The organism is Bacillus sp. FDAARGOS_1420 (genome assembly GCF_019344915.1).
Taxonomy (GTDB): domain Bacteria; phylum Bacillota; class Bacilli; order Bacillales; family Bacillaceae_G; genus Bacillus_A; species Bacillus_A mycoides.
Genome location: NZ_JAHWJB010000002.1, coordinates 2,877,951 through 2,890,781 on the forward strand (window position 1 = coordinate 2,877,951; position 12,831 = coordinate 2,890,781).

The window sequence follows — 12,831 nt, forward strand, 5'->3', positions numbered from 1 at the left end:
TCACCTCATCGTTATTCTTTTATAGTAATTGCAATTATGCAAAACTTATTTTACATTGAAAAAATGGATAGACAAATGTCTATCCATTATTCTTCACGTTTACCGTCTTTATTAATTTGATGTAAAAGTGTATCAATTCGATGACCATATCCAATAGACTCATCAAACTCGAAGGAAATTTCCGGTGTTTTACGAAGACGAATACGTTGGCCAATTTCTGAACGAATAAAGCCTTTTGCCTTCGCTAAACCTTTTAATGTATTTTCTTTCTGTTCTTCGTCACCTAAAACAGAAATATATACTTTAGCAATTTGTAAATCTCCACTTACCTGTACATCTGTTACTGTAACAAATCCAATACGTGGGTCTTTAATTTTACGACTGATAATGTCGCCTAATTCTTTTTTCATTTGCTCGCCCACACGGTTCGCACGTAATTTCATAACTCTTCACCTCATTCAATACCATTCCAAATGTGTTATCGTACGTTCAATTTCAGGAAATGAATCGATATACTCAAGTACACGATTCATTTCTTTTTCACAGACAACACGATTTGAGGATACGGAAACAATTGCAATTTCTGTACGTTGCCATACATCTTGATGCCCAACTTCAGAAACAGCTACATTATAGCGCTGTTTCACACGAGTTAACACACGTTGCAAAATTGCTCGTTTCTCTTTTAAAGAATGCACATCGTAAATCATACACTCGAATGAGAGTGAAGCGATAATCATCGCTTCACTTCTTCCATAACGTATGCTTCAATGATGTCCCCTTCTTTAAGATCATTATATCTCTCAATTGTAATACCACACTCATAGTTTTGTGCAACTTCTTTTACGTCGTCTTTGAAACGTTTTAACGTATCAAGTTTTCCTTCGAAGACTACTACGCCATCACGGATAATACGAACGCCACTATCACGTGTAATTTTACCGTCTATTACGTAACAACCTGCGATTGTTCCAACTTTTGTTACTTTGAATGTTTGACGAACTTCCGCTTGACCGATTACTTTTTCTTCGAATTCTGGATCCAGCATACCTTGCATTGCTGATTCAATTTCTTCGATTACTTTATAGATAATACGGTGTAAACGAACATCAACTTTCTCTAATTCAGCTGTACGCTTCGCATTCACATCGGGGCGTACGTTAAATCCAATTACAATTGCATTAGATGCAGAAGCTAAAATAATATCAGATTCTGTAATCGCACCTACGCCTGTATGGATAATTTTCACTTTTACGCCTTCAACATCAATTTTACGAAGTGATGCTGCCATTGCTTCTACAGAACCTTGTACGTCTGCTTTCACAATTAAGTTAATTTCTTTTACATCGCCCTCTTGGATTTGTTGGAATAAATCTTCCAGGCTGAATTTAGATTTCTCACCACGTTGTGCAACTAGCGCTTCTTGTGCACGTGATTCACCGATCTGACGAGCTTTCTTCTCATCAGCGAATGCCATGAAACGATCTCCCGCTTGTGGCACTTCATTTAAACCTGTAATTTCAACAGGAGTTGACGGACCAGCAACTTTTACACGACGACCAATATCACTTACCATTGCACGAACACGACCGAATGATGTTCCAACAACAATTGGATCTCCAACTCGAAGTGTACCGTTTTGAACAAGTAATGTCGCGATAGTTCCTTTACCTTTATCAAGCTGTGCTTCAATTACAGTACCAGCTGCATAGCGATTTGGATTTGCTTTATATTCTTCTACTTCACTCACAAGAAGGATCATTTCTAGTAAGTTGTCAATTCCCTCGCCTTGAATCGCAGAAATTGGTACGAAAATCGTGTCTCCGCCCCAAGCTTCTGGAACTAATTCATATTCTGTTAATTCTTGCATTACACGATCAGGATTTGCCGCTGGTTTATCCATTTTATTCACAGCAACAATAATTGGTACTCCAGCTGCTTTCGCATGGCTAATCGCTTCAACTGTTTGTGGCATAACACCGTCATCAGCTGCAACAACAAGAATTGTAATATCTGTTACTTGTGCACCACGAGCACGCATTGTTGTAAATGCCGCGTGACCTGGTGTATCTAAGAACGTAATTTTCTTATCATTTACATCAACTTGGTATGCACCGATATGCTGAGTAATTCCACCAGCTTCGCCAGCAGTTACTTTTGAATTACGGATAGAGTCAAGCAATGTTGTTTTACCATGGTCAACGTGTCCCATAATTGTAACAACAGCTGGACGTTCTTTTAAGTTTTCTTCATCATCTTGCTCATCGATGAATGTTTCAAATTCAGTTTCACTTACAACTACTTCTTCTTCTACTTCAATACCGTAATCAGTAGCAATTAACTCAATTGTATCTTTATCTAAGTCTTGGTTAATTGTCGCCATAATTCCTAGCATGAAGAGCTTTTTAATAATTTCAGATGGCTCTTTGCTTAACTTTTTAGCAAGGTCACCTACTGTAAGGCTTCCAGAGAAAGTGATTTTATCTGGTGTTTCTACTATTGGTGTTTGTTGTCTTCCAGCAAAGTTATCTTGACGTTTATCTTCATTTGCTTTGCCTTTTTTCTTATTCTTATTGCTGTTCTTTTTACTGCGAACAACTTTCTCTTCTACTTCAAACTCATCTGCAACAGAAGGTTTTTCCGCTCCAGCGCTATATTGATTATCTAATTTGTTTACTACTTCATCTTCTAACATTGTCATATGATTCGAAACCTCGATATTCATCTCTTTTAGTTTTGTCATAAGATCTTTACTTGAGATATTATTTTTTTTTGCATATTCATGTACTCGAATTTTACTCATACCTTCACCCCCGGTAATTTGTATCGAGCATGCTACGTAGCTTTTTCGCAAAGCCTTCATCTAAAACAGCTACAACGACTCGCTCGTCTCTCCCAATCGCATGCCCTAATTGTTGTCGATTTTCGACTTTTCTCATTGGTATGTTGTAGTACGTGGTTTTATCAATGATACGTTTTGTAGTGTTCGCTGACGCATCTTCAGAAAGCAATACTAGCTTTGCTTTGCCACTTCGTACTTCTTTTAAAACGAGTTCTTCACCCGAAATAATTTTTCGAGCGCGGTTTGCTAGTCCTAAAAATGATTTCCAATCAGACACTTATTTCGACTCCTTCTCAACAAGCTCAAGAAGCTCTTCGTACAGAGAACTGTCGATTTTCGCTTTTAGATGATGTTCCAAAATGTTTTTCTTTTGGGCTTGAATAATGCTTTCTTTATCTTTTGATAAATATGCACCTCGTCCTGATTTTTTTCCTGATAAATCAATAGACACTTCGCCCTCTTTGGAACGAACAATGCGAACTAGCTCTCGTTTTGATTTCATCTCTTGCGTCGCAATACATTTTCGTAACGGAACTTTTCGATTGCTCATACTCATCACCTCTATTCGATTTCGTCTTCAGCTGAATCGAATCCGAATGCGATTACGCTATCTTCTTCTGTCACAATACCAAGTTGTTTCGCATCAGACTCACTTTTAATATCAATTTTCCAGCCTGTTAATTTAGCTGCAAGACGCGCATTTTGTCCACGCTTACCAATCGCTAATGAAAGCTGGTGGTCTGGAACAACAACAGTTGTTGCTTTCTCTGCTTCATCTACAAGTACTTTAACAACCTGTGATGGACTTAAAGCATTTGCAACATATTCAACTGGGTCATTCGACCAGCGAACGATGTCAATCTTTTCACCTTTTAGTTCATCTACAACGCGTTGTACACGTTGTCCTTTCGGTCCTACACAAGAACCTACTGGATCAACATCGATATTCTCTGCATATACAGAAATTTTAGAACGGTCGCCTGCTTCACGTGCTACAGAGCGAATTTCTACAGTTCCATCATAAATTTCTGGAACTTCCATTTCGAATAAACGTTTTAAAAGACCAGGATGTGTACGTGATACGTAAATTTGTGGTCCTTTTGTTGTCTTTTCTACTTTTGTAATAAATACGCGAATACGATCATGTGGTTTATATTGCTCATTTGGCATTTGCTCACTTACAGGTAATAAAGCTTCTACTTTACCTAAGCTTACATAGATGAAACGAGCATCTTGGCGCTGTACAATACCAACCATAATGTCTTCTTCACGATCACCAAATTCTGAATAAATTACACCACGTTCCGCCTCACGAACTCGTTGTGTTACAACTTGTTTTGCAGTTTGTGCTGCAATACGACCAAAATCTTTTGGCGTTACTTCAATTTCTAGTACGTCACCATCTTGGTAGTTTGGATTAATTTGTCTTGCCTCTTCTACAGAGATTTCAAGACGTGGATCAAACACATTATCTACAACGTCCTTACGTGCTAAAACTTGAATTGTTCCCACTTCTGGGTTAAAGCTCACACGAACGTTTTGTGCTTGGTTAAAATTGCGTTTATAAGCAGAGATTAATGCTGCTTCAATCGCATCAATAATAATATCTTTGCTAATACCTTTTTCTGACTCTAATACGAGCAAAGCATCTAACAACTCAGTGCTCATGAAGATCCCCCTTCTTACTAAAACGTAACAGCAAGTCGCGCATTTGCAACTTTATCCATTGGAATTTGGATTTCTTTTTTACGTGTTTTAATTGTTAATAGTAGTGTAATTGTAGTACCGTCGTAGGAAAGTAGCTTTCCTTCAAACATCTTCTCACCATCAATCGGCTTATATGTTTTAATTGCCACTTGTTTTCCTACCGCTTGCTGGAAGTCTTTCTCTTTCTTTAATGGGCGTTCCGCTCCAGGAGATGATACATCCAAAAAGTAAAGATGAGGAATTGGATCCTCTTTATCTAAAGCTTCGCTTAAACGTTCACTTACCGCACCGCATTCTTCAATTTCGACTCCCTTTTCAGAATCAATGAATACGCGTAAGAACCAGTCTTGTCCTTCTTGCACATACTCTACATCTACAAGTTCAAGATTTAACTCTTCAACGATTGGCTGCGCAAATGCTTCTACAATTTCTGTGACTTTCTTATCCATAAACAGCCTCCTTCCTGCCGCCATGTACCATTTACAAGAAAAGATCCCGTTCATAAAGACGGTCTATCTTATTCTTTCTCGTTAGCTAACAAAAGCCCCTGCCGTTAAGCAGGGAATATCTGTCTTAGTATTACCAAATTTAAGAAGTAAAACTTGTAACAAAATATGTATATACGACAGAAATATCATTACTATCTACATAAGCAAAATGTAGATAGTAACACGAAAGAGTGGGTTTCCCCACTCTCTTTTTCACAAAATATACATGACATGGTTATCTCAGTTTATAGTATACCATAGCAAATGTTGATTTGCAAAGATTTTTCCTACCTATTAGAACAGTGACAATTGGTTTTGATCCGGTAAATCTCCTAGACAACCTTGACCATCTAAATACTCAATAATCGTTTTAGAAACCTTACTGCGCTGCTGTAAGTCTTCTTTTGATAAGAAATCACCATTTTTACGAGCTTCAACAATACTGAAAGCTGCGTTTGTACCAAGACCAGGAACTGCATTAAATGGAGGAATTAAAGTATCCCCATCAATTATAAATTCGGTTGCATGCGAGCGGTATAAATCAACCTTTTGGAATGAATAACCACGCTCACACATTTCAAGTGTCATTTCTAGTACCGTTAATAAACTCTTCTCTTTCGGTGCTGCATCCAATCCTTTTTGTGCAATTTCATCAATTTTTACACGTATGGATGCTGAACCTTTCGCCATCGCCTCTACATCAAAGTCATCTGCACGAACTGTAAAATATGCCGCATAGAATAAAAGTGCGAAATGTACTTTAAAGTATGCAATACGCACAGCCATAAGTACGTAAGCAGCCGCATGGGCTTTAGGGAACATGTACTTAATCTTCTTACATGAATCAATATACCAACCTGGTACATTGTTATTTCTCATTTCCTCTTCCCATTCTTCTGGTACACCTTTACCTTTACGCACCGACTCCATGATTTTGAAGGCTAATGATGGATCCAAGCCTTGATAAATTAAATATACCATGATGTCATCACGACAACCGATAACTTCACTCAGTGTACACGTACCATTATAAATTAATTCATTCGCATTACCTAACCATACATCTGTACCATGGGACAGTCCAGAAATTTGGACAAGCTCTGAAAACGTTGTTGGTTTCGTTTCTTCTAACATTTGTCTTACGAATTTCGTACCAAACTCTGGTATACCAAGTGTACCTGTTTTACAGTTAATTTGTTCTTCCGTTACCCCTAAAGATTCTGGACCAGAGAAAATTTTCATTACTTCTGGATCATCCGTTGGGATTGTTTTCGGGTCAATACCACTTAAATCTTGAAGCATACGAATAACAGTCGGATCATCGTGTCCTAATATATCAAGTTTCAATAAATTATCATGAATTGAGTGGAAGTCAAAGTGCGTTGTTCTCCACTCAGCACCTATTGAATCAGCCGGAAACTGAATTGGTGAAAAGTCAAAAATATCCATGTAATCTGGTACAACGATAATACCACCTGGATGCTGTCCGGTCGTACGCTTTACACCTGTACATCCCGCAACTAAGCGATCAATCTCTGCATTTCGAATTGTTAAGTTATGATCATTAGCATAACCTTTCACATACCCATAAGCGGTTTTTTCCGCAACCGTACCAATTGTTCCTGCGCGGTATACATAATCTTCACCGAACAGTAATTTCGTATAGTTATGGGCGCGTGGTTGGTATTCTCCGGAGAAATTCAAATCGATATCCGGTACCTTATCCCCTTTAAATCCAAGGAACGTTTCGAAAGGAATGTCATGCCCATCTTTCACATATGGAACATTACATGTTGGGCATTCTTTATCTGGTAAATCAAAACCAGAACCTACAGAACCGTCATTAAAGAACTCTGATTGTTTACACTTTGGACATACATAGTGCGGTGGTAATGGGTTTACTTCTGTAATTTCCATCATCGTTGCAACAAATGATGAACCTACCGATCCACGCGAACCTACTAGATAACCGTCCACTAACGATTTTTTCACAAGCTTATGTGAAATTAAATAAATAACAGCGAATCCATGTCCAATAATACTTTTCAATTCTTTTTCCAAACGAGCTTCTACAATTTCCGGTAGTTCATCTCCATAGATACTTCGTGCCATTACATAGCTCATATCACGTGTTTCATCATCAGCACCTTCAATTTTCGGTGTGTATAAATCATCTTTTACTGGACGAACATCACCAATTAATGATGCGATCTTGTTTGTATTTGTCACAACAATTTCTTTTGCTTTGTCTTCACCTAAGAATGAAAAACAATCTAGCATTTCATTTGTTGTACGGAAATGTACAGGCGGTAATGAATGGCGATTTAACGGATTAGCTCCTCCCTGCGAACTGACTAAAATTTTCCGATATATCGCGTCCTCTGGATCTAAATAATGCACATTCCCAGTAGCAACAACTGGCTTATCTAACGTCTCACCTAGTTTTACTAAGTTAGAAATTATTGTTTTTAACTGTCCTTCATCTCGAACGAGTTCACGTTCCACTAAATGACGTAACACTTCTGGAGGCATAACCTCAATGTAATCATAAAACTGTGCAATTTCTTCTACTTCTTCAGGCGCTTTTTGCATCATAGCTTCAAATACTTCACCTTTGTCACAAGCTGTTCCTACTAAAATGCCTTCGCGATATTTTTTTAATAGTGATCGTGGTACACGTGGTACACGATAAAAGTAATTCAGGTGAGAATATGAAACAAGTTTATATAAGTTTTTCAACCCAACATCTGATGTGGCAAGTAACGTCATATGACTTGGACGCCCACGTTTATACGCATCCCCTTGTCCCATACTATCGTTTAGTTGATCGTGATATTCAAATCCCTTTTCAATCACATCTTTTAACATCTTCACAAGTAAATATCCCGTTGCTTCTGTATCATAAATCGCACGGTGATGTTGCGTTAATTCAATATCAAGCTTTTTACACATCGTATTTAATCGATGATTTTTCATTTCTGGGAATAAGAACCGTGCAAGTTCTAACGTATCAATAACTGGATTTTTCGTTTTTTCTATCCCAGCCTTTTTAAAACCTACGTTAATAAAGCCCATATCGAAGCTTGCGTTATGAGCAACAAGTGTATGGTCACCCATCCATTCCTCAAACTTTTTAAACACTTCGTCCACTTCTGGTGCATCAGTTAACATATCATCTGTAATGCCTGTTAATTCAATAATCGTCGCCGATAATGGTTGATGAGGATTTGCGAAAGATTCAAAGCGATCAATAATTTCTCCACCTTTTATCTTTACAGCAGCTAACTCAATGACTGTATCATATACAGCAGATAGCCCTGTTGTCTCAACGTCAAAGACAACATATGTTTCTTCTGCAAGTAGACGATGCGCTTCGTTATATGCTATCGGCACACCATCATTAACTAAATTTGCTTCTACACCATATAGAACTTTAACTCCAGCCTTTTTACCAGCAGAATATGCTTCTGGGAACGACTGTGCAACAGCATGGTCTGTAACTGCAATAGCCTCATGCCCCCATTTTCCGGCTTGGGCAACGAGCTTAGAAACAGAAGTAACAGCATCCATTTGACTCATTGGAGTATGAAGATGAAGTTCTACTCTTTTTTCCCCTTCTTTTGCTTTATCTTTACGAGAAGGTCCCGTTATTTCATTTATATCATTTGCGATCATAACTAAATCGCGCACGAATGTATCATTTTGAACTGAACCACGCGCTTTTACCCAAGTTCCTTTTTTCAAAGATTGTAACATCGGGATATCTTCTTTATCACGTGAGAACATCTTAATCATAATAGAGTCCGTATAGTCAGTTATCTTTAAAGTTAATAATGTACGTCCACTACGAAGTTCTTTCGTCTCTACATGGAAAACATACCCTTGAACGGTTTTTCTTCTTTCTTCATCTTGAATTTCACGCAGCGGCGTAATCTCTTCATCTGGCTTAATAAGATAACCAAGCACAACTGGTCCTTCATGAACAACATCACTTTCTTCAGCTTGCCTTTTAGCCATCTCTTCCATAGCCTGTATAACTCGTTGACGATCTTCTTCCTGTGTTTGCTCACGAAACTTTTGCATTTCTTCTGCATTTTGCTTTATATGTGTGTCTAACTGAAAACGCGGGAATCCAAAAGCTTCGTATTGATCACCTACTGGTTTCGCAACGTTTTTCTTTAAAGTAGTAGATTCCAGCTCATTATTCACATTTAATAGCAACTTCACGCCATTGACCTGCGGAAGTTGCTTCTTTAAGTACGCGAACATAGGTGAAAATGTAATTCGTTCTGTACAAAGCGGCCAATATGCCTTCACTTCTTCTTCTGTAAATTGTTTATTCTCTGCTTCTAATGCAAATGTTGTTCTTGCAATATGAGAAAATGATTGCTTAAGCTTTGTTTCTAGCAACTCATATAATTCTGTCGGCAAAATACGTGGCACTTGTAAGTCAAAATGCCAACTTTTATTCGCTTTATCAATAACTAGCTTTTCAATACCACCGCCATGTAAATATTGATTTATAAGGTCTTCTGGTATTTGCAACTGTTGGAGCAAAATTTGAAATCGCTCTTGTTGTTCATTTGTTAATGACATAAGCACTCTCCTTCCATTTGCTATTATAAATTGAAACGTACTACAAAGAAAGATTTCTTCCTTCTTCTTTTACAAAATACGTTTACAAAGAAAGAGAAGGTACCTCATTACGAGGTACCTCTTCTTATTTTAAAATATTAGCAATATATGTTTGAAGTTCTTCTACTTTCACTTCTTCAGACTCGCCTGTAGCACGTACTTTCACTTCTACAATACCTTCATCTGCTTTTTTACCAACTGTAACACGAACTGGAAGGCCGAATAAATCTGCATCTGCAAATTTAACACCTGCACGTTCTGCACGATCATCTAGTAATACTTCGTATCCTTGCTCTTGTAATGAGTTATAGATATTTTCACCCATTTCACGTTGTGCATCAGATTTCATATTTACTGGAATTACATGCACATGGAACGGTGCAACAGATTTTGGCCAAACTAAACCATTCTCATCATTAAACTGCTCTGCAATTGCTGCCACTGTACGAGATACACCGATACCGTAACAACCCATAATAAGTGGTTTTGTTTTTCCGTTTTCATCTAGGAACGTTGCGTTCATTGCTTCACTATAACGAGTTCCTAATTTGAATACATGACCAACTTCAATTCCACGTGCGAAAAGAATTGTTCCATTTCCATCTGGAGATTGGTCTCCTTCTTGGATGAAGCGTAAATCTGTATATTGACTTACTTTAAAGTCACGTTCTGGATTTACATTTACATAATGGAATCCTTCTTCATTCGCTCCTGAACATCCGTTGACAATTGATGCTACAGCATGGTCAGCGATAATTTCGATATCCCCTGTAACACCAATCGGTCCTAAAGAACCCACTTCACAGTTTAATAACTCTTTTATTTCTTCATGTGAAGCAAGCTCAACGACTGAAGCTCCGTATACATTCTTCACTTTTACATCATTGACTTCATGATCGCCACGAACAAGTACTACTACTAATTTCGCATCTACTTTAAACACCATAGATTTAATGCATTTTTCCGCTGCGATATTTAAGAATGCAGATACTTCTTCAATAGCTTTTTGATCTGGAGTTGCTACTTTTTCAAGTGCTTTTTCGACTTCATCACTCTTCGTATATGTAGCAACAACAGGAGCCATTTCAATATTTGCCGCATAATCAGATGTATTAGAATACGCAATTGTATCTTCACCTACATCAGATAACACCATAAATTCGTGTGTATCTTTTCCACCCATTGCTCCAGAATCAGCTATAACTGCACGGAAATTCAAACCACAACGAGCAAAGATATTAGAATACGCTTTGTATAAACCGCTATATACTTCATCCAAACTTTCTTGTGTTGCATGGAAAGAATACGCATCTTTCATTAAAAATTCTCTTCCGCGTAATAAACCGAAACGTGGTCTTTGCTCATCACGGAATTTTGTTTGAATTTGATATAATGTTAATGGTAATTTTTTGTATGATTTAATTTCATCACGTACAAGATCTGTAATTACTTCCTCATGAGTTGCCCCTAGCGCAAACTCGCGAGCATTACGATCTTTCATACGCATTAATTCTGATCCGTAAGAATACCAACGGCCTGATTCTTGCCATAATTCAGAAGCTTGCATAGCTGGCATTAATAGTTCTACTGCCCCTGCGCGCTCCATTTCTTCACGAACAATACGTTCTACTTTGTGTAACACTTTTAAACCAAATGGTAGAAAACTATAAATACCAGAAGCATTTTGACGCATAAACCCTGCGCGAAGTAATAATTGATGACTCTTAATTTCAGCATCTGCTGGAACTTCACGTAATGTAGGACTGAATACCATACTTTGTTTCATTTATTCGCACCTCTTCATTTTACTCTTACACGCAATAAAACCCCTCACCTCGAGTTAGGTGAGGGATTTTATTCTATGAGCTCTATTTCATTATAACCTTCTTCTTATTTTACAAGAAAAACTTACGGATGTCATTCCATGTTACAACTAACATAAGCAACATTAATAATGCAAACCCAATAAAGTGAACCATTCCTTCTTTTTGACGATCAATTGGTTTTCCTCGTAACGCTTCAATTAAGAAGAAGAACAAACGTCCACCGTCTAAAGCTGGGACTGGTAATAAATTAAATAAACCAAGGTTAATACTTAAAACTGCCGCTAAACTTAGTACACGCGTAAATCCATAATCTACAACTTGATCTGTTAGATTATAAATTCCTACTGGACCTGACAACTCATTAATAGAAAATTGACCCGTTACTAATTTCACAAGAGAATCAAAAATTAGTTTCGTCCATTCGTATGTTTGTTCAAACCCTGATTTAATAGAACCCATCACTGTTTTCTCTACAGGAGAATAAACACCAATTCTACCAACTTCGTCTTTTCCTTCTTTATCAAGCGTTGGTGTTACTTTCACATTAAATTGCTCACTATCACGCTTTACATGTAACGTAATTTCTTTATTTGGGTTTTCACGTACAATCGTTACAACATCTTTCCATGTACTAGTGTTCTTCCCATTGATTGCTTGAATTGTATCGTTTTCTTTTAATCCAGCTTGTTCTGCAGCACTATTCTCCATTACTTTTCCGACCATCGGTTTGTCAACAGGAACTCCTTGTACAAATCCAAGAATCACAAAAATAACAAATGCTAGAATAAAGTTCATTGCAGGACCTGCAAAGATTGTTAGAGCACGTTGGCCCAATTTTTTAGAGCCAAATTGTCTATTGTACGGAGCGATTTGAATTTCTTCTCCCGCAGAAATGATACGAGCTTTTTCATTCACTCGGAATGTTTGCAGCTCTTCCTCGTACTCTTCATAACCCAAAATTGTAAGATTATGCTCTAAATCAGCTTGTTCGACTTCAATGACACGAACATTTGGATACTTTTCATGTCCATCAAAAACTAATTTCACAACTTCGTCTTTTTCATTTAATACAAGTCCAACCTTTTTTCCAGGTTTTAACTCAACTGTGTCCGCATCCTCGCCAGCCATTCTTACATAGCCACCAAGGGGCAGTAATCGAATCGTATACACCGTTTCATTCTTTTCAAATGAGAATATTTTCGGACCAAAACCAATCGCAAACTCGCGGCACAAAATACCTGCTCTTTTTGCGAAATATAGATGCCCTAGCTCATGGAAAAATACGAGTGCACCGAAAATTAATATAAAGGCAATCGCTGTATTCAATTCCATA

10 protein-coding genes are annotated in these 12,831 nt (G+C 37.6%); all 10 read right to left on the reverse strand.

All coding sequences use genetic code 11. The features are described from left to right. Positions 1–86: 86 nt before the first annotated feature. The 10 genes from rbfA to rseP all read right to left on the reverse strand — a co-directional run bounded on the left by rbfA (position 87) and on the right by rseP (position 12,824). Positions 87–443 (reverse strand): 30S ribosome-binding factor RbfA, encoded by a 357-nt coding sequence (gene rbfA, locus I6L50_RS24875; protein WP_002146104.1) that lies wholly within the window; start codon positions 441–443, stop codon positions 87–89. A 15-nt stretch (positions 444–458) separates the two neighbouring features. Continuing rightward, positions 459–740, reverse strand: coding sequence for a DUF503 domain-containing protein (locus I6L50_RS24880; protein ID WP_002088157.1), 282 nt, complete (start codon positions 738–740; stop codon positions 459–461). Then, entirely contained in the window at positions 737–2,803 is a 2,067-nt protein-coding gene (infB, locus tag I6L50_RS24885; protein ID WP_002014558.1) for a translation initiation factor IF-2, read from the reverse strand. The genes I6L50_RS24880 and infB overlap by 4 nt, the downstream gene beginning before the upstream one ends. Positions 2,804–2,807: 4 nt before the next feature. Next, a complete protein-coding gene (locus tag I6L50_RS24890; RefSeq protein WP_001286519.1) occupies positions 2,808–3,119 on the reverse strand; it encodes a YlxQ family RNA-binding protein in 312 nt (103 codons plus the stop codon). After that, positions 3,120–3,392 (reverse strand): RNase P modulator RnpM, encoded by a 273-nt coding sequence (gene rnpM, locus I6L50_RS24895; RefSeq protein WP_002088161.1) that lies wholly within the window; start codon positions 3,390–3,392, stop codon positions 3,120–3,122. Positions 3,393–3,403: 11 nt separating this feature from the next. Then, positions 3,404–4,510 (reverse strand): transcription termination factor NusA, encoded by a 1,107-nt coding sequence (gene nusA, locus I6L50_RS24900; RefSeq protein ID WP_219303410.1) that lies wholly within the window; start codon positions 4,508–4,510, stop codon positions 3,404–3,406. 17 nt (positions 4,511–4,527) lie between these two features. Beyond that, the gene (gene rimP / locus I6L50_RS24905; protein WP_002146103.1) at positions 4,528–4,998 is read right to left on the reverse strand and encodes a ribosome maturation factor RimP; all 471 of its coding nucleotides are present in this window, start codon (positions 4,996–4,998) and stop codon (positions 4,528–4,530) included. A 333-nt stretch (positions 4,999–5,331) separates the two neighbouring features. Further along, positions 5,332–9,633: a PolC-type DNA polymerase III gene (locus I6L50_RS24910; RefSeq protein ID WP_002014551.1), complete on the reverse strand. Its 4,302-nt coding sequence runs from the start codon at positions 9,631–9,633 to the stop codon at positions 5,332–5,334. A 124-nt stretch (positions 9,634–9,757) separates the two neighbouring features. Further along, complete coding sequence (locus I6L50_RS24915; protein ID WP_219303411.1) at positions 9,758–11,458, reverse strand: proline--tRNA ligase; 1,701 nt, start codon at positions 11,456–11,458, stop codon at positions 9,758–9,760. Positions 11,459–11,567: 109 nt separating this feature from the next. After that, complete coding sequence (gene rseP / locus I6L50_RS24920) at positions 11,568–12,824, reverse strand: RIP metalloprotease RseP (RefSeq protein ID WP_002088169.1); 1,257 nt, start codon at positions 12,822–12,824, stop codon at positions 11,568–11,570. Between the last annotated feature and the right edge of the window lie 7 nt (positions 12,825–12,831).